Below are 17,635 nucleotides of genomic sequence, written 5' to 3'. Positions count from 1 at the left end.
TGATGTAAATTTATTTTTAAGGATTATAGCAGATAAAGGTTTTAAAAATTTAAAAGAGTTAAGAGCTGAAATTTCAGCTCTTAAGTGGTTATTTTATAACAAGGCCTTGCATGATGCCACCGCGGTTTATCCACACTAGCGTCTTTTTGCCTTTTGCATTTTTAACAGTGCTTGCAAATGTTTGAATATCTTTTATGCTCTCTTCGCCAACTTGAACGATCACATCGCCTCTTTCAAAGCCAAAGTCTTCAGCTTTTGAGCCAGATTTTACGTCAGTTACAAGCACGCCTTGAGTATCTGGGCTGATCTTATATTTAAATCTTATCTCATCACTTAGATTACTAACGCTAAGACCTTCTATGATGACGCTTTTTGTCGCATCTTTTGCGTTGTGATCCATATTTACAAGTTTGATTTTTGTATTCATAACTTTATTTGATCGCTCGTAAGTTATATCAACGCTGCTATTTGGAGTTAGTGAGCCGATGAAATTTTTAAGATCATTTGCGTTTTTGATAGCTTTGCCGTTTGCTGAAATAACCAAGTCGCCTCTTTTTAGCCCTGCTTCATCTGCTGGCATGCCCTGCTCTACGCCGCTTATTAGCGCACCCTCTTTATTTGTATAAAGCTCTTTTTGCTCATCGGTTAAATTTGCTATCGTTACGCCGATAAATCCACGCTCGATCTTGCCGTCAGCTATCAGCTTTTTAGCGATATCTTTTACCATATTTGATGGTATGGCAAAGCCTATGCCGTTGTTGCCACCACTTTTTGAAAGTATGGCTGAGTTTATACCGACTAAATAGCCCCTACTATCAACCAAAGCACCACCTGAGTTACCAGGGTTTATAGAGGCGTCTGTTTGGATGAAATTTTCATATTGATTAAGTCCGATATCATCTTTATTTAGCCCTGAGACGATGCCTTGAGTGATGCTCTCGCCTACGCCAAAAGGATTGCCTATGGCAAAGACTACGTCCGCATCAAGCAGCTTTGATGAGTCGGCAAATGTTATCGCATTTAGCCCGTTTGCCTCTATCTTTATAACAGCTAGATCGGTCTTTGGATCGCTACCTATTAGCTTCGCTTTATACTCCTTGCCACCCTTTGCCAAGGTCACAACGATCTGGTCGCTATCTTCGATGACGTGGTTGTTTGTAACGATGTAGCCGTCATTTGAGATGATAACGCCAGAGCCAAGAGAGGTTGTCTTTTCTTTCTCTTTTGGTTTTGCAAAGTTAAATCCAAAAAATTCATTAAAAAACGGGTCATTAAACATCTGTTCGATGCCAGCGTTGCTTACTGTTTTTGTAGTTGAGATATTTACAACTGAAAGTTTTGCCTGAGCGATAGAGTCATAGTATGAGAGTACACTATTTTTATCGCTTAACGGCGAAACTCTAGTTACATCTTGGTTTGCTTCGTTAAATTTAATATCAGCTCCCATTAGCAAAGAAGCTGCTGCTAATGAAATTAGCATAAATTTTTTCATTTTTTTCCTTTAAATTGAAAATTTTTTGAAATTATAAATAGAGCTTAAAAATAAAAACTTAACGCTTTTTTCTCCTTTGTAAATAAAAATAAACTTGACTTGCATAGACTAAAGTTTTGTGATATAATCCGTGTCAAAAAACATAAGGAGAATATATGAGCGAAAGCTTATATGAAACTTTAGGAGTTTCAAAAGGCGCATCAAGCGACGAGATAAAAAAAGCTTATAGAAAACTTGCTAGAAAGTACCACCCAGACATCAACAAAGACCCTGGAGCAGAGGATAAATTTAAAGAGATAAACGCTGCTTATGAAATTTTAAGTGACGAGAAAAAACGTGCCCAGTATGATCAATACGGCGATAATATGTTTGGCGGTCAAAATTTCCATGACTTTGCCAGAGGTTCAGCCGATATGGGCGATCTAAACGATATCTTGAAAAATATCTTCTCAGGCGGATTTGGTGGGGGCGGCGCTAAATTTAGCGGTGGCTTTGGCGGAGGTTTTGAAGGATTTGAAGGCTTTGGTGGAGGTGGATTTGGCTTTGGCGGAGCTGATCTAGACGTAAATGCCAAAATTTCTATACCATTTGACGTGGCTGTAACTGGCGGCGAACATAAGATAAATTTTAATGGCGAAAGCATCAAGATAAAGATCCCAAGCGGCATAGAGGGCGGCGAAAAACTTCGCATAAAAGGCAAAGGCAAGAGTGCTGGCGGTCAAACTGGCGATCTAATACTTGCCATTAGTGTTGAGCCAAGTGACGAGTACGAAAGAGTTGGCGATGATCTATATAAAGATGTAGAAATTCCACTAAAAACTATGCTCTTTGGCGGTAAGATAAATGTGCATACATATAAAAAAGATGTCACGATAAAGATCGCTGAAAACTCAAAAACAGGCACGAAGATCCGCTTGAAAGGATACGGCGTGCAAAATAGAAAGAGTGGAATTTATGGCGATCTTTACTTAAAAGCTAGGGTAAAACTTCCAAATATCAGTGAGCTTGACGAGGGCTTAGTAAAAGAGTTAAAAGAAAAATTACCGGAGTAAAAAATGCAAAATTACGAAGAACCACTTTTTTTAATAAGCGTTGTAGCAAAGGTTTTAAGCATACATCCACAAACTTTAAGACAATACGAAAGAGAGGGACTAGTTGAACCCTCAAGAACAGATGGCAAGATGAGGCTCTACTCTCAAAAAGACGTTGATCGCGTCAAAACGATACTAAATTTGACCCGTGAGCTTGGCGTAAATTTAGCAGGTGTTGATGTGATACTTCAGTTAAAAGAGAAAATTGACGATTTAGAAGCAACTATTGATGATTTAAATAAAAAATTACACGAAGCTACCAGTCAAACTAGTACCAAAAGATCGCTAGTAAAGAGGAAAAGTAGCTTTGATCTTGTATTTTACGAAGGCAAAAAATAATATATGGAACAAATTTTAGAAGGCTTCTTGCTTGTCGCTGCGATCTCAGTCGCGTTAAATGTCATTTTTAAGAAATTTCAGATACCAACCATCATCGGCTACATCGTAACCGGCACGCTTATATCAGAATTTTTTAACCTAAAAAGCAACGATGAAATTTCTCATATAGCGGAATTTGGTATCGCATTTTTGATGTTTACGATCGGACTTGAGTTTAGCTTTAAGCACCTGATGAGCATGAAAAAAGAGGTCTTTCTAAATGGCGGTCTGCAAGTTTGCTTAAGCGGCTTTGTGATGGGTGTGATGCTTTACTACGCGCTTCATCTAAAGGACGAGACAGCGCTTATCGCAGGTCTTGCCTTTGCGCTATCATCAACTGCGATCGTGCTAAAAACGCTAAATGACAACGGCGATGTGAGTAAAATTTATGGTAGAAAGGCACTTGGAATTTTGCTATTTCAAGATATCGCCGTCATCCCGATCTTGCTTATGATAGATATGTTTAGCTCGCAAGATGCCTCGATAAATGAGCTTTTACTAAAGACATTTACTAGTGCTGCGATCCTTATAGTCGTGCTATTTTTACTCGGCAAATATGTCATCAACTGGATATTTTACAAAGTCGTTCAGACAAACTCTCAAGAGGTCTTCATCGCAACGATCCTCTTTCTAGTAGTTGGCGCCAGCACGCTAGCTCACTTCTTTGGCTTTTCATACTCTCTTGGTGCATTCTTAGCTGGTATGATGATGGCGGAAACGCAGTATAAGCACCAAATAGAGGTCGATCTTATACCTTTTAGAGATCTGCTGCTTGGACTATTTTTTATAACTGTTGGTATGCAGATAAATTTTGTAGTCGTGCTTTCAAATATCTGGTTAGTTCTAGGTCTAGTCTTTAGCATAATGGTCGTAAAAGCCATCGTTGTTTTTGCCATTTTAAATATCTATTTAAAACGCAGAGTAGCTGCTAAGACAGCACTTAGCGTCTGTCAGATCGGCGAATTTGCACTGGCTGTCTTTGGTCTGATGACTACTAGAAACCTGCTTGACGTTCAAACAGCTCAAATTTTCATCGCAGCCACTGTTATATCTATGTTTGCAACACCTTTTATACTTAAAAAGCTTGACGTCATAGCTGATCTTGTCGAGCGCGAGGTGGTAGTCGAGTCAAACGAGACCTTAAAGCCACAAAAACTAAAAAATCACATCGTAGTCTTTGGCTACGACAGACTTGGCCAAGAGGTCGTTTTAAGGCTAAAAGAGACAAAGCTTTTATATCTAGTGCTTGATAACGACATCAGCCTAGTCGAGCTTGGTAGGAGCCGCGGGGAAAATGTATTTTTAGGAAACGTGCTCCAAAGCGACACTCTTGAAAATGCCTGCCTAAACGACGCAGCAGCCGTTATCATAACAGTTAACAACGAGCAAAGAGTTGAGCTCATCGCACAAAAGATCAAAGACTACGGAGCAAATATCCAAACGATCATCAAAGCAAACGGCGAGGGCAACAAAGATATCTTTGGTGAGCTAGGTGCAAATTTCCACCTAATAAGCGAAGAGCGCGTCATGGCAAAAACCCTTGTTCACGAAGCTCTTCAGTGCAAGATCGACCACGACGTAAGAGCGTAAATTTATCACTACCTATATAAATACTAAATTTTATAAAAAAGATAATAACTCAAATTTAGCATTTAAATTTGAGTTATCACTGCATTTTAAATTTGACTTTACAATTACTCATTTCTCAAAGTTTGAAGGACATTTATCTGGGTTGCTTTTTTGGCTGGATAAAATGAAGAGATAGCCACGATAAACACAGCTCCAACTACGATAAGCACAAGATCGATAGTTGAGAGTTCAAGCGGTAGTTTGCTTGAGCCATAGACATCAGCTGGCAGGTCTATGATGTTGAAATTTCCAAGTAGAAATAGCCCCAAAAAGCCAAGCACTAAGCCAAATATAATGCCGCCTCCGCCGATAACTAGCCCTTGATAAAAGAAGCTTCTTTTTATCTCGCCTTTGCTAGCTCCAAGTGCTAGAAGCAAGGCGATCTCTTGCCTGCGGTTCATCACAGTCATTAGTAGAGAGCTTATTATATTTAGCGACGCCACAAGGATAATAAGCATCAAAACTATAAAAAGTGCTCTTTTTTCAAGTGCAAGCGCTGAGAAAAAGTTGCCATTTTGCTCCCACCAGCCTATGGCAACCGTGCCTGCTGGAAGCCCCTCGCGCACCCTTTTTATATCATCAAATGGCTTGCTTGAAAAGATGTGAATTCCATCATAAACGCCCTTTGGATAGTCCAAAATTTTTCTCAAAGCATCAACTGAAGTATATGAAAACGCCTTATCGTAGGCGATGAGCCCAGATGTAAATGAGCCGCCGATGTCAAAGCGCTTCATCTTTGGCGTTAGTGAAAAGCCAGCAGGATCAGCCTTTGTAAAGATAAGCGTTAGTTTTTCATCATCTCTTAGTCTAAACTCGCTCGTTATGCCGCTTCCCACAAGTATCTCAAAGCCCTCTAGCTCTTTATCTTTTAAAGCTTCATTTACGACAGAGTTTATCTGCTTTTCATCTTTAAAATTTACGCCATAAATTAGCCCGCCTTCAAGCGCATTTGCCGAGCGGTAAATGACCTGCGTGCTGATATATGGACTAAATTTAAGGTCGCTAAATTTATCCTTTAGCTCATCTACAAAGCCATCATCGATCGATCCTTTAAAGGCACTTTGAACGGTGATGGGGTAGTTCATCGTAAAAAGTTTGCGCTCAAATTCTTTATCAAATCCGTTCATAATAGCCATCGCAACTATTAAAACCATAAGTCCGATGCTAACACCAAGAAAGGCGAGCAAGGCGCTTAGAGCGATAAATGGCTGAGTTTTATCAAATCTTAAATATTTAAAAAGTAGGTACTTTGGTAAGCTTGTCATCAAATAGCCTTTAAAAGATTAAGGCGCTTGGCGCCTTAAAAGTAGAAATTTTAAGCAAATATGCCTTTTTTAGGGCCACTTTTGCCGTGGCAATCTTTATATTTTTTACCGCTTCCGCAAGGGCATGGAGCGTTTCTTGGTATCTTTTTTTCTGGCGTAAAATTTTCATCTTCGCCTTGGTTGCTATAGTTTAGAGGCTCATTTTCAGCATTTTGACTAGCTTCAAGCATCATCCTAGCTTGCTCTTCTTGCTCCTCACGGCTCTTAAATCTAACGATTTGAAGCGTTTTAACGCTCTCAGTTTTTAGTCTGCCAACTAGCTCCATAAAGAGGTTGTAGCTCTCTTTTTTATATTCAACTAGCGGATCTTTTTGGTTATACCCTCTTAGACCTATACCAGTTTTTAGGATATCCATCTGATAAAGGTGCTCTCTCCACGCATTATCAAGCACTTGAAGGTATAAAATTTTCTCTATATCTTTTCTTTGCTCTTCATTTAGCACGCTCATCTTTTCGTTATATCTAGCCTCTAAAATTTGCGCTATTTTTTCTACTAGTTCGTTATACTCTAGCCCTTTTAGCTCGCTCTCGTCGATCTCTTCGCCACAGTCTGCAAGGACAATAGAGCATAAATTTTTAATGTCATAGTCATCTTTCAAGCCACCATGGAAAATTTCAGCCGTATCAAGTAAATTTGTAGCGTATTCAACTCTATTTTGAGCTATCTTTTCGCTCATATCGTAATTTTTATCAAGTAGCTCGTCGCGGTATTTATAGATAGTCTTTCTTTGCTCATTTGCCACGTCGTCATACTCAAGCAAGTGCTTTCTGGCCTCAAAGTGCAAGCTCTCGACCTTCTTTTGAGCGTTTTCAACAGCCCTTGTTACCATGCGGCTCTCGATGCTTTCGCCCTCGTCGATACCAAGCCTATCCATGATCGCTTTTATGCGGTCGCTACCAAAAATTCTTAAAAGATTATCCTCTAAGCTTAGGTAAAATCTACTCATACCAGGGTCACCCTGACGGCCAGCACGGCCACGCAGCTGATTATCTATCCTTCTACTTTCGTGCCTTTCGGTGCCGATGATATATAAGCCGCCAAGGTCTCTTACCTCGTCATTTATCCTAATATCAACACCACGTCCAGCCATGTTTGTAGCGATAGTCACAGCACCTTTTACACCAGCTTGTGCGATGATCTCGGCCTCTTTTTCGTGGTTTTTAGCATTTAGCACAGAGTGTGGGATGCCAGCTTTTTTAAGCATCTCGTGAAGCACCTCACTGCGCTCGATACTTGCAGTTCCCACAAGCACTGGCTGACCTTTTTCATGAGCCTTTTTAATCTCGTCGATGACAGCTTTAAATTTCTCGTTTTGAGTTTTATAGATAAGATCGTTTTGATCGATCCTCTTAACTGGCACGTTTGTTGGGATCGAGATAACTTCAAGGTTGTAAATTTGAGAAAACTCAGTAGCCTCTGTCTGAGCTGTACCAGTCATACCTGCAAGTTTTTTATACATCCTAAAGTAGTTTTGGTATGTTGTATCGGCAAGCGTTTGACTCTCTTCTTGGATTTTCACGCCCTCTTTTGCCTCAAGCGCTTGGTGAAGCCCCTCGCTAAAGCGCCTGCCCTCGCTTAGACGTCCTGTAAATTCATCAACGATGACAACCTCGCCATCTTTTACGACATAATGAACGTCTTTTTCAAAGAGATTGTGCGCCTTTAGAGCTTGATCTAAGTGGTGGCTTAGCACAGCATTTTCAAGGTTGTATAAATTTTCAACACCAAAGAGCTTTTCAGCCTTGCTTATGCCAGCCTCTGTGATCATTATTGTTCTATTTTTTTCATCTACTATAAAGTCCCCCGTTGGCTTTGAGCCTGGCACGTTTGGATCGGCTGGAGTGCCTCTGGTAAGCTGTTTTGCGACTTGATCGGCTCTTATATAGCCATCAAGCGTGCGGTTTGTTGGACCAGAGATGATAAGTGGCGTTCTAGCCTCATCTATCAAGATACTATCGACCTCGTCCACGATGACGAAGTTATGGCCTCTTTGCACCTTTTGGCTAGCTTCAAATTTCATATTATCACGCAAATAGTCAAAGCCAAATTCTGAGTTTGTGCCGTATGTTATGTCAGCGTTATAGGCAGCTTGTCTTACTTCATCGTCATATCCGCCACTTAGTATCACATCTACGCTTAAGCCTAAAAAGTTATAAAGCTCGCCCATTTGCGTCGCGTCACGCTTTGCAAGGTAGTCATTTACGGTAACTACATGCACGCCGTTGCCACTCATCGCATTTAAGATAACTGGCAAAGTCGCAACCAAAGTCTTACCCTCGCCTGTCTTCATCTCAGCGATCCTGCCCTCGTTTAGCACCATACCACCGATTAGCTGCACGTCAAAATGGCGCATCTTAAGCACCCTTTTGCTAGCCTCTCTAACGATCGCAAAAACATCATTTAAAATTTGATCTAAAGCGACTTTTTCTTCGACAACTTGGGCTTTAAGCTCGTTAAATTTAATCTTAAGCTCATCATCGCTCATCTTCTCATAAGTTGGCTCTAGCGCATTTATCTGCGCCACACGTTTTATATATTTTTTGACTTCTCTATCGTTTTTCGTGCCAAAAATCTTTCTAAATACCGATGAAATCATTATTTTACCTTCCTAAATTTTTAAACTTTGGATCTTAGCATAGTTTAACTATTTATTTAATTAAACTGGGCTAGAATACGCCAAAAAAGGATAAAAAATGAGAAAATTTTTGATAGCTTCTCTCGTTGCAGTTTGCTCATTTGGCTCTGGCTTAAATTTTAAAAGCCTGCAAAGTGACTTTACACAAACTGTCTTTAGCGAGGGCAAAAGTGTAAATTATAAGGGTAGATTTTACGCTAAAAGCGACAACACCGCGCTTTGGATATATGAAAGCCCAACACCAAAGAGGATTTATTTCGACAAAGACAAGGTGGTCGTGATCGAAGATGAGCTTGAGCAAGCCATCATTTCAAGATTAGATGACACGCCAAATTTGACGCAGGTTTTGGCTCACGCAGAGCAAATTCAGCCGACACTTTATAAGGCGATATATGACGGAGTTGAGTACTTTATAACGATCAAAAATACGCTTCCAACGACGATTGACTATAAAGACAAGCTCTCAAATAAGATAAAAATCACTCTAAGCAACCCAGTAAAAGACGCGCTTATCCCAAAAGAGACGCTAACACCAGTCATCCCACAAGGTTACGACATCGTAAATCAATAAATTTGGCTAGCTTTTAGCCAAATTTACTCACTTCTCTCCGAAGTCTTTTCCAAATTCTTGCACATTATTTAAATCGATCGGCTTTTGCACCACGTCATTTGGATCGGGCGAGATGATGATCTCGTTGCCTTTTTTCTTCTTTTCTGGCTTTGTCATCACATCTTCATTTACGCTTGGATCAGAGCATAAATTTTGGCTTTTTATCGCTTTTATGATCTCGCTTAGCTCTAGATTATTTATCACTTTGATATTTAAAATAAGCACGTCATCGATGTCAAGCGAGTGTTTTTTGGCTGCATATTTCATAAAGAGCTCTTTAAATTTCTCTTTTCCCATTGAGGTGAGGATATCCTCCACGTAAAAGCTACCAACAACGACGTTTAGCGCGTCAAGCACGTATGCTTCGTTCTCCTCCACGTCACGTCCGACAACTTCAAGGTTCATGCTTATCTTTTTTGTTAAATTTTGTCCAGCTTTTGAGTAGATATCTGTTTGAAAGTCACTCACTTTTAGCACATCTGCAAATGCAAAAACGCCAAAAACAAGGCTTAAAAGTAGCTTTTTCATAAACTCTCCTTAATATGCAAAAATACGTTTTCTTGGTAAAATTTCTTAACTTCGTCGTCAATTTTAACCACTTTTCTTAAATGCTGCCTAAAATCACTTTTCTTATCATAAAAAAGTTTTAAATTTTTAGGATTTACCGCACGAGAAAGTGCGACGTAGAGCTGTCCTTTGGCAAAAATGTGGTTGATGTTGCAAATGAGTGAGTTTATACTCATGCCTTGAGACTTGTGGATAGTTAGCGCATAGGCTAGCTTAAATGGAAACTGATAAAGCGAAGCTTGCACATTCTCCTCGATCTCGTCTTCGTTTAAATTTAGCGCACAAAAGTTATAAGCGCACTTTTCTATCTCGCAGATCTCGCCACTATCTTTTTGCACGATCACACTTGAAATGGCGCCATTTTCTTTTAAAATTTGCATGATCTTGCCCTGCTCGCCGTTGTAGTATTCGCCCCATTTATTTGAAGTAAAGATGATTTTTGCGCCTATCTTCATCTCCAAATTTCGCGAGATATTTAGCGTATTTGCCCACTTTTCAAACTCTTTTTTGTCTAAATTTTCATCCATAACAAGCACGTCCGAGTTTGAAATTTCAAGTGGTGCATTAAGTGCAAGAAGCCTCTTTTGATTTAGCATCTCAGCCTCTGCATTTCTACCAAAAAGCACGCTAGTCTCGCTATCTGGCTCAATGACATCCACTCGCAAGCTCTCGATATAAGCCATCATCTCATCATCTAGCTCGCCAACTCTAAGACGAGAGAGAATTTCATAAAATTTAAGATCATTTGTGCGTTTTGAGACGAGCAGCTCAACATTTGTAAATTTCATATCCTCCCACGCACTGGAGTTAAAAGCGTATAAAAAGTTAAAAAGTTTGCCCTCATTTTGCTCTTTTTGCACGGGTGGCAGCTGATAAAAGTCGCCCACTATAAGCACCCTGCCCTTAAATTTAGAAGTAAGCAAGCGGTATCTTATCATCTCCATAACATTTGAGCTAACCATCGAAATTTCGTCTATTACTAGCAGATCGCAAGCATCTAGCATATTTCGTAACTTGCTTAGCTTATCTTTTTGGCGGTAGTCAAGCCGTCTTAGCTCCTCGTAGTCCTTGCAGTAGCCAAATTTAAAAAAGCTATGCAAGCTCACGCCTCCAAGGCTAACAGCGCTTATGCCAGTTGAGCCAAGGATGACGACATTTTTGAAATTTTCTTTGTAGTGTCTGATGATGGAGGCGGTTAGATAGCTCTTGCCAACACCGCCGCCGCCAGTTAAAAAGACATTTGAGCGAGATAAAATTTCTAAAATTTGATCTTTCATCTACTCAAACATCTCTGGGCGATACTCAAAATGCATCGTATCAAAGTGCTTCCAGCGTCCGCCCCAGATAAATTTATGCTTCTCGAAAACTCGCACGATCTTTTCAGGGATCAAGTTCTCATAGCCCTTGCTCCACTGCCAGTAGTGGCTCTTTTTTACATTTATATCTATCGCGATGCCGTAGCTGTGAGCGCTTAGGCGGTTTGTGCCAGCGATGATGCGCCACTTAAATGTCCCACCTGGATCTTTTAGGTATTCAAGCAAGGCTGGATCGCTCTTTGCCATCTCATTTAGCTCGTTGCTCACATCCTGCAAGGCGGCTGCAGCGCCATTTTTAGAGTTAAATTTTAAAGGTAAATTTAAAAAATCCTTTAGCCAGATGACATCTACTAAATTTGCTTTTACCGCGCTCTCGCTTGAGCCATAAATTTTGCCTAAAAGCTCGTAGTTTCTGCATCTGCCAGCATCACTAAGTGCTGCACTAAGTGGCGAAAACGCAGCGTAATCGAGCGCGTTCATATCCTCTATGTCAGCGCCAGTGCTACACTCTTCATCTTTTTGTTTAAAATCATCATAGATTAAGCTAGTGCCATCACTAAATTTGACTAAATTTTCCTCCACTTTAACCCCATAAGCACGTTCAAGTGCTGAAATTTTTCTCGCTTTGTCGCTTATAAAATTTTCAGGTTTTATGACGTTTATAGAGTCCACCTTTGAGATTAGCAAATTTGCACTTTGTATGTCGCTTCTATTTTGTCCGATATTTAGCGTAGTTATCGCGGTCGCTCCGATTAGCGCACGGCCGTTGTTTGCAGTCTTTAGCCCCCAAGCATCATGCACCACGTAGATATCATCGCCCTTGTATCCCGCATAAAGCATGATATGGCCTGGCAGATGCACGAGCGTGAGATATGGCACGCCCTTTTCTTTTATCTCTTTGCTCTTTGCAGCGTTGCTAAGGCCTTTTAGATTGATCTTTTCTCCCATATTTGCCTGCGCCCTTGAGTTCCTAGGCAACCACACGCCAAAGCTTGCTAGCAAGTCTTTTGTAAAAAGCGAGCAGTCTCTTAGCTTATCCACCCCACCCCAGCCATAAGGCTGAGTAAGAAGTGAGCTAAGAAGTGTCTTTAAATTTGAGTCATTAAATTTAAGTGGAAAAAGGGCGCTAAAAGACTTTGGGAGAACAAACTCCCTAAGCATATTTCTTACATAAATTTTGCCGTAGTAGTTTTTGTCATCTTGCGCTAAAACTGGCAGTATCGCGCCGACACGTGAGTAAAATAAAAAGTTTCCGCCCTTGTCATAAACTGGCATCTTGTCGGTTTTTATCGTTACAAAGCTTGATTTTTGATAGGCAAGCGCCTCTTCATCGCTTATAAATTTGATATCTTCAACCTTCACCCAGCCCCAAACCGCATCATCACTCACAAACGCCCATGCCCTATCTTTTGAGAGGTGCGATACAAAGAGCGGATGAGCGATGCTTAGGGTGGATTCTTGCAGATAGTCAAACGGATAGCCCTCACCTGGAGTTTGCGGGTTTAAAAATATCGGCTCGTCGGTTGGGAAATTTCTTACAGCTGTGTTTGCCGAAGTTAGAGCGTAAGCTGAAATTTGCAAAAAGCCAGCGAAATTTGCATTCTCCTTTTGCGCGTCAAACCAGCTTTGAGGTATCTGCCTAAAATTTGAGCCAAAATACTTTCTCTTCTCGCTTGGTTTATATACATTAAACGCCCAAAAAGCGTCGTTTGGGTTAAATTTCACTCCTCTTAGAGTAAAAACTTTAAATCTTCTTTTTAAAATTTCATCTTGAGCAAAACTCGCACTTTGCATATTTTGAGGTAGCGACGAGGCGTCTTGTTTTACTTCAAATTCAAGCAAGCTGATGCGCTCATTTGGCTTATAAACATTTTCGTCTGGCAGGGCATTTTGCTGCTTGTTTGGCTCTGGTTTTGTTGTCTGCGAACAACCCAAAAACAAAGCAACACTAAGTGCTAAAAATATACCTTTTTTCAAATTTCTTCCTTATCCTTAAATATAGCTTCGACGATCAAAACAAAGATATAAAACATCTTTTCATCGTTGTTTTTGCAAATTTGCTTCATCGTCTCGTTTTGATCCCTGACCTTTATATCGTTTGATCTTAAAATTTCTGCAATGTCTGAGCCAAATTTCTTTGAAATTTCCCCAACTTTGACATCATTTAGCGCGTTTAAAAACCTCGTAGTATTACAGTCCATCTGCACTGGCTTATGCTTTAAGATATTTTTAAACTCAAGGCTTAGCTTTTTTAGCTTTTTCTTCTTGACGTAGCTGTGAATGATAGTTAAAACAACCAAGCTAAAGCCAAAGAAAATGTGTAAATTTAGCGAATTTTCGCTCATCTCTCCCTTTAAAAAGAGCACGCCGCTTACAAAAAGCCCCACCACGCAGACAAAAAGTAGCAGCAAGATGATGTATTTAAAGACGACCTCGAGCCAGACGTTATCTTTTAGCCTCTCAAACATCAAGCCGCCCTATCTCATCTTCGCTAAAAACTAAAATTTCATTTTCTTTTAGCAGTTTTGCCGCCACGCCGTCACCTAAAATGAGCTTTTTAGTGAAGCTTCCATCATAAATTTGCCCGCTGCCGCAGCTTGGACTTCTAGCTTTTAAAATAGCCTTTTTGCAGCCATTTAGCTTAGCTATCTTTAGGCAAATCTCAGCCCCAAATTTAAAATTTTCGCTCACATCTTTAGCGGTTTTTGTGACGACTAAGCCCTCTTTCATCTCGGCTGGCTCTCTTGGCGTGCTAAGTCCGCCAAAGACCTCTGGACAGATAAAAAGCAGATGATATTTTTTTGAAATTTCATCCAAAATGCCACTATCCAAAAGGTTGTTTTCGCCGTTAAATTTGCAGTTTATGCCAGCAAGACAAGCGCTTATTAAGACCTTTTCTCTCAAAGTCCAGCTTCTTTTAAAAGCTCACTAGCATAAATTTCACGAAGTTTGCTTGAGATTTCGCCCACTTTTGCGCCGTTTATCGCCTTGCCATCAGCATAGATGACTGGCAAAAGGATGAGCGTAGCAGCCGAGATAAAGACTTCATCAGCGCTATAAACCTCGTCCATGCTAAATTTACGCTCCTCTATCTTTAAACCAATATCTTTAGCGATCCTTAAAAGCCTCATACGGCGGATCCCTGGCAAAATTTCATTTGAAAGTGGCTTGGTGATGAGTGTTTTATCTTTGATGATAAAAGCACTCGAGCTACACCCCTCTGTGACAAAGCCGTTTTCTACCATAAAGCCCTCGTCCGCGCCCTTTTTGTGAGCCTCGTTTTTAGCGTAACACTGAGCTAGAAGCGAGATCGATTTGATATCGCGTCTTTTCCACCTGATGTCCTCGACGCTTACCACTTTTATGCCAGTTTTTGCGGCTGGGTTGTTTAAAATTTCACTCTCGTAGCAAAAGATGAAGACGCTTGGGGTTAAATTTTCCATAAAATAGAAATTTCTAAACGCCACGCCTCTTGTTACTTGCATGTAAATTCCGCCCTCTTTTAAGGCGTTTTTTGCGATCATCTCATTTAAGATCGCTTCAAATTTATCTTTTTCGTAAGGCAGGCTTATATCTATCTCGTTTAAGCTTCTCTCAAACCTCGCCCAAAAGCCCTCTTTATCAACCATTTTTGAATTTATCACAGGCACTACTTCATAAATTCCATCGCCAAATATAAATCCTCTATCAAATGCGCTAACTTTTGCCTCATCTTTTGGCAAAAACTCGCCATTTAAAAAGACCGTTTCTAAAGCTTTATCTGCCATTTTTAGCTCCTTAAGTTTGTGCAAATTGTATCTAATTTTGTTTGAATTTATAGATTTTTAGATACAATGAGCTGAAATTTTTAAGGTAAAAAGTCTATAAAAAATGAAAGAAAATCTAAGAAACACTATCATTAAAAATATTTTTTTCGTCTCAAAACAGCCAGTTTTATTTAGAGATTTGCTAGAAGCAAATGCCCTTTTTAACGAAGGTATGCTAGTTGATGGCGCAAAGCTAAATTTTAGATTTAACCACGTGAAGCTCTATCAAATTTACGCACTTATCTGCTTTGTAGTCTTATTTCCGCTTCTCATCATCACGCACCACTTTTTAGCAAAGGCCGACGCGCACATCTCGATAATAGCAACCACCATCGTCACTTCAGCTGTTTTTATCGGCTTTGACATGTTTAAGGTTTGGGCAAGAAGAGAGATAAGCCTAGATCTTATAAAAAAGGCTTGGAGCGTGCATTTTCCATATTTTGGATATGAAAAGTATTCAAGTAAGGTTGAAGAAATTTACAACACCGCTCTTAAAAATGACGTTTCAAAAAAAGATTTAGAACAATATATATATGAAAAGCTAATCTCTCAAAAAGAGAGCGCTGAGTAAATTTCATTTTGTTTTAAGGCAACTCGTAAAATTAGCTTTTTAGCGTTTTCATCTTTGCAAAGTAGCTTCGCTTCTATCTCACTTATGAAATAATATGGAAGTTTTTTGATCTTTTTATCTAGCATCAAAAACCTATCTGAGATGATTTTTATATCATTTTGCAAGGCGTTTTTCTCTTTTAGCTCGTCTAAATTTAGATAATTTCTAAGCTTAACCAGATCGCTATTTATATCATCAAGCTTGCTAGCTATAAATTTTGCATTTTTCATATTATCATCGTCTAAATTTTTACTAACTTTTATAGCGTAGTTTAGCTCATTTATCGAGCCTAAAACCCTTTTTTCATCCGTGCTAAAAGCATCTTTGTTTGACTCATTTAGAGAAATTTGCACTAAATTTCTAAAACCTATCAAGGCACTGCTTAAGCTATCTTTTATCGCTGTATAGTCATTTTTCTTAGTTAGCAGATAGGTAGCAAAAACTATCAAAAAGCCAGCTGCTACGTCAAGCAATCTATCGACCATAAGGGCTAAAAAGTCTCTTTTTATAAGCGAAAAAATGGCTGTAAATTCAAACATAAAAGCCGTTGCAAAGACGATTTGTTTGTAAGATTTAAGATAATAAACCAAAAACATACCGATAAAGACAACCACGTAAAATGCGTATGATTCACCCATAAATTTGACAAAAACAAGCGCGATAAAAAAGCCGATAACCCCGCCAAGAAGGCTATCTCTGCCTGCATTTTTTAAAGCATCTTCGTCGCTTTTGTTTAGGCTCATCACCGCTATGGCGATCCAAATTCCATGATTTATATGCATCGCCTGCGCTATAAAAATGGCTAGCGACATACAAATGGCAAGCCTTAAAGACTCTTTTAATACTTCATTTTTTAAATTTATCTTTTTAAATGCCTCTTTTAGCGTGATCTTTTTTGTGTTGTTAAACGAGAGCTTATCCTCGCCGCCCTCTTTTATAAGTAAAAATTTATCATATAGCACGCCAAGCGAGCTTGCAAAAATTTTAAAATTTGAGTTTTTGGCTAAATTTAGCGCTTCAAATTTTAGCTTTGGAGTTTGATTTTTGAAAATTTTTTTAAGCTCAAAAAGGTTGTAAGCGATCTCATTTTTTACCTCATTTAAAAGCGCCTTGTCCTCAATCCTTTCAAACGAAGCCCCTAATGTTCGAAGCAAAAGAGCGATCTCTTCAACTTTATAAAAATAAAATAGCGCCTTGGCTTGATTTCTAACTAGCTTAACATCTTTTATCTTTAGGCTTTTGTTTGCAAAAATTTCTTTTGATTTGTCAATCGAGCTCATCAAATCTGCAATACTTGCGTAAAAATGGCTCGTGCCAAGCGCTTTGCTCGACAAGATGGCGTTATCTAGCAAAAAGCTGATGCTCTTTTTAGTAAATTTGCCGTATTTGCCAAAATTTTCAAATTTTATGATGATGCTTAGCACGCCAGCAAGCACCAGACCGCCGATGCTATCAGGCACATTTAGCCCTACTGCGGCCTTTGTCACAAAAGCAACAAGCCCTGTTGCATTTACGGCGAGTAAAATTTTATTTAAATTTGAGCTATAAATTTGGCTAATGCCTACAACAAATATCCAGACAAATACGATAGGCGAGAGCCAAACGCCAAGACTGATAAATGGATCAACAAAGGGCATAAAAGCGCAAGAAAGCGCGATGTAAAGTAGCAAAAATGCAAATTTGCTCCTATCTTTGCACTCAAGCTCGCCAAGAAAAAATATACCCATCGTGATATTTACAGCCATGATAGCGCCGCTTAGATGAAAGAAGTAAAAGCACAAAAAGCAGTTAAAAGCGATGGTTGTAGCAGCTTTTAGCGAGTAGATGAGCTGGAAATTTGCAGGGTCGTAGTAGCGGATAAAGCTTTTAAATTTCTTAATTATTTCCATTGACGCTCTTGCATATTGTTTAAAATTTGATTTTTATAACGCAAATTTTCAAGCTTTATGCTAAGAGCTCTGTTTTCTTCAAGGAGCATATCTCGTTTGCCGCTGATGTCGGCGATATCTCTACTTATATAATAAATTTGATTTGCTATATAAATTTTTGGTAAAAATAGAGCCAACGCTATAAAAACCGCCAGATAGATCATCACTAGCGTCTTAAAGCTTAAATTTACCTCACGTTTTTGCTCCTCGTCGTGAAGTGTTAGCAGCTCTTCTTTTTCTTGCATCT

The 17,635-nt window shown here is 39.4% G+C and carries 16 protein-coding genes; 5 read left to right on the top strand and 11 right to left on the bottom strand.

The window, feature by feature from the left end:
- Nucleotides 1–88: 88 nt before the first annotated feature.
- The gene (locus MTT09_RS04755; RefSeq protein ID WP_103606318.1) at nucleotides 89–1,492 is read right to left on the bottom strand and encodes a Do family serine endopeptidase; all 1,404 of its coding nucleotides are present in this window, start codon (nucleotides 1,490–1,492) and stop codon (nucleotides 89–91) included.
- A 155-nt stretch (nucleotides 1,493–1,647) separates the two neighbouring features.
- Between MTT09_RS04755 and MTT09_RS04750 the strand changes: the two genes are divergently transcribed.
- Genes MTT09_RS04750 through MTT09_RS04740 form a run of 3 tightly spaced genes read left to right on the top strand, consistent with a single transcriptional unit; the run spans nucleotide 1,648 to nucleotide 4,551 of the window.
- A complete protein-coding gene (locus MTT09_RS04750; protein WP_009293707.1) occupies nucleotides 1,648–2,544 on the top strand; it encodes a DnaJ family protein in 897 nt (298 codons plus the stop codon).
- A gap of 3 nt (nucleotides 2,545–2,547) precedes the next feature.
- Nucleotides 2,548–2,922, top strand: a complete 375-nt coding sequence (locus tag MTT09_RS04745) for a heat shock protein transcriptional repressor HspR (RefSeq protein ID WP_002940240.1) — start codon at nucleotides 2,548–2,550, stop codon at nucleotides 2,920–2,922.
- Nucleotides 2,923–2,925: 3 nt separating this feature from the next.
- Nucleotides 2,926–4,551 (top strand): cation:proton antiporter, encoded by a 1,626-nt coding sequence (locus MTT09_RS04740; RefSeq protein ID WP_429802859.1) that lies wholly within the window; start codon nucleotides 2,926–2,928, stop codon nucleotides 4,549–4,551.
- A gap of 104 nt (nucleotides 4,552–4,655) precedes the next feature.
- Here the strand turns inward: MTT09_RS04740 and MTT09_RS04735 are convergent, their stop codons facing one another.
- Both MTT09_RS04735 and secA read right to left on the bottom strand, forming a co-directional pair.
- Complete coding sequence (locus tag MTT09_RS04735) at nucleotides 4,656–5,855, bottom strand: ABC transporter permease (protein WP_429802857.1); 1,200 nt, start codon at nucleotides 5,853–5,855, stop codon at nucleotides 4,656–4,658.
- 50 nt (nucleotides 5,856–5,905) lie between these two features.
- A complete protein-coding gene (gene secA, locus MTT09_RS04730; RefSeq protein WP_429802855.1) occupies nucleotides 5,906–8,512 on the bottom strand; it encodes a preprotein translocase subunit SecA in 2,607 nt (868 codons plus the stop codon).
- Between the two features lie 97 nt (nucleotides 8,513–8,609).
- Here secA and lolA point away from each other — a divergent pair, with 97 nt between their 5' ends.
- Nucleotides 8,610–9,122: a LolA-like outer membrane lipoprotein chaperone gene (gene lolA / locus MTT09_RS04725; RefSeq protein ID WP_107944311.1), complete on the top strand. Its 513-nt coding sequence runs from the start codon at nucleotides 8,610–8,612 to the stop codon at nucleotides 9,120–9,122.
- A gap of 27 nt (nucleotides 9,123–9,149) precedes the next feature.
- Here lolA and MTT09_RS04720 read toward each other — a convergent pair whose 3' ends face one another.
- The 6 genes from MTT09_RS04720 to MTT09_RS04695 are packed head-to-tail and all read right to left on the bottom strand — an operon-like array spanning nucleotide 9,150 to nucleotide 14,811.
- On the bottom strand, nucleotides 9,150–9,689 hold the full coding sequence (locus tag MTT09_RS04720; RefSeq protein ID WP_107944312.1) for a hypothetical protein: 540 nt from the start codon (nucleotides 9,687–9,689) through the stop codon (nucleotides 9,150–9,152).
- Nucleotides 9,686–11,005, bottom strand: coding sequence for an ATP-dependent DNA helicase (locus tag MTT09_RS04715; protein ID WP_429802853.1), 1,320 nt, complete (start codon nucleotides 11,003–11,005; stop codon nucleotides 9,686–9,688). The genes MTT09_RS04720 and MTT09_RS04715 overlap by 4 nt, the downstream gene beginning before the upstream one ends.
- A complete protein-coding gene (locus MTT09_RS04710; RefSeq protein WP_429802851.1) occupies nucleotides 11,006–13,021 on the bottom strand; it encodes an SH3 domain-containing protein in 2,016 nt (671 codons plus the stop codon).
- Nucleotides 13,018–13,512, bottom strand: a complete 495-nt coding sequence (locus tag MTT09_RS04705) for a chemotaxis protein (RefSeq protein WP_103632225.1) — start codon at nucleotides 13,510–13,512, stop codon at nucleotides 13,018–13,020. Before MTT09_RS04705 ends, MTT09_RS04710 begins: the two co-directional genes overlap by 4 nt.
- Nucleotides 13,505–13,948, bottom strand: coding sequence for a DUF523 domain-containing protein (locus MTT09_RS04700; protein ID WP_149722037.1), 444 nt, complete (start codon nucleotides 13,946–13,948; stop codon nucleotides 13,505–13,507). The genes MTT09_RS04705 and MTT09_RS04700 overlap by 8 nt, the downstream gene beginning before the upstream one ends.
- Nucleotides 13,945–14,811, bottom strand: a complete 867-nt coding sequence (locus tag MTT09_RS04695; RefSeq protein WP_021089838.1) for a D-amino acid aminotransferase — start codon at nucleotides 14,809–14,811, stop codon at nucleotides 13,945–13,947. The genes MTT09_RS04700 and MTT09_RS04695 overlap by 4 nt, the downstream gene beginning before the upstream one ends.
- Nucleotides 14,812–14,914: 103 nt before the next feature.
- On the opposite strand from MTT09_RS04695, the gene MTT09_RS04690 reads away from it, so the two are divergent.
- Nucleotides 14,915–15,421 (top strand): hypothetical protein, encoded by a 507-nt coding sequence (locus MTT09_RS04690; RefSeq protein WP_002940170.1) that lies wholly within the window; start codon nucleotides 14,915–14,917, stop codon nucleotides 15,419–15,421.
- Here the strand turns inward: MTT09_RS04690 and MTT09_RS04685 are convergent.
- Together MTT09_RS04685 and MTT09_RS04680 are read right to left on the bottom strand one after the other, a co-directional pair.
- Nucleotides 15,400–17,349 carry an FUSC family protein gene (locus tag MTT09_RS04685; RefSeq protein ID WP_429802848.1) on the bottom strand — a complete coding sequence of 650 codons (1,950 nt, stop codon included), beginning with the start codon at nucleotides 17,347–17,349 and terminating at the stop codon, nucleotides 15,400–15,402. The genes MTT09_RS04690 and MTT09_RS04685 overlap by 22 nt on opposite strands.
- Nucleotides 17,340–17,633, bottom strand: a complete 294-nt coding sequence (locus MTT09_RS04680) for a hypothetical protein (protein ID WP_429802846.1) — start codon at nucleotides 17,631–17,633, stop codon at nucleotides 17,340–17,342. The genes MTT09_RS04685 and MTT09_RS04680 overlap by 10 nt, the downstream gene beginning before the upstream one ends.
- Between the last annotated feature and the right edge of the window lie 2 nt (nucleotides 17,634–17,635).

Origin of the sequence: Campylobacter concisus (assembly GCF_050447505.1) — a bacterium.
Taxonomy (GTDB): domain Bacteria; phylum Campylobacterota; class Campylobacteria; order Campylobacterales; family Campylobacteraceae; genus Campylobacter_A; species Campylobacter_A concisus_BP.
The sequence above is the reverse complement of the archived record's forward strand: the minus strand, read 5'-3'. Positions and strand labels throughout refer to the sequence as shown.

Coding starts and splice junctions, on each gene's coding strand:
- MTT09_RS04755 (WP_103606318.1), bottom strand. CDS start 1,492: ATGAAAAAATTTATGCTAATTTCATTAGCAGCAGCTTCTTTGCTAATG.
- MTT09_RS04750 (WP_009293707.1), top strand. CDS start 1,648: ATGAGCGAAAGCTTATATGAAACTTTAGGAGTTTCAAAAGGCGCATCA.
- MTT09_RS04740 (WP_429802859.1), top strand. CDS start 2,926: ATGGAACAAATTTTAGAAGGCTTCTTGCTTGTCGCTGCGATCTCAGTC.
- MTT09_RS04715 (WP_429802853.1), bottom strand. CDS start 11,005: ATGAAAGATCAAATTTTAGAAATTTTATCTCGCTCAAATGTCTTTTTA.
- MTT09_RS04680 (WP_429802846.1), bottom strand. CDS start 17,633: ATGCAAGAAAAAGAAGAGCTGCTAACACTTCACGACGAGGAGCAAAAA.
- secA (WP_429802855.1), bottom strand. CDS start 8,512: ATGATTTCATCGGTATTTAGAAAGATTTTTGGCACGAAAAACGATAGA.
- MTT09_RS04745 (WP_002940240.1), top strand. CDS start 2,548: ATGCAAAATTACGAAGAACCACTTTTTTTAATAAGCGTTGTAGCAAAG.
- MTT09_RS04720 (WP_107944312.1), bottom strand. CDS start 9,689: ATGAAAAAGCTACTTTTAAGCCTTGTTTTTGGCGTTTTTGCATTTGCA.
- MTT09_RS04705 (WP_103632225.1), bottom strand. CDS start 13,512: ATGTTTGAGAGGCTAAAAGATAACGTCTGGCTCGAGGTCGTCTTTAAA.
- MTT09_RS04695 (WP_021089838.1), bottom strand. CDS start 14,811: ATGGCAGATAAAGCTTTAGAAACGGTCTTTTTAAATGGCGAGTTTTTG.
- MTT09_RS04735 (WP_429802857.1), bottom strand. CDS start 5,855: ATGACAAGCTTACCAAAGTACCTACTTTTTAAATATTTAAGATTTGAT.
- lolA (WP_107944311.1), top strand. CDS start 8,610: ATGAGAAAATTTTTGATAGCTTCTCTCGTTGCAGTTTGCTCATTTGGC.
- MTT09_RS04690 (WP_002940170.1), top strand. CDS start 14,915: ATGAAAGAAAATCTAAGAAACACTATCATTAAAAATATTTTTTTCGTC.
- MTT09_RS04685 (WP_429802848.1), bottom strand. CDS start 17,349: ATGGAAATAATTAAGAAATTTAAAAGCTTTATCCGCTACTACGACCCT.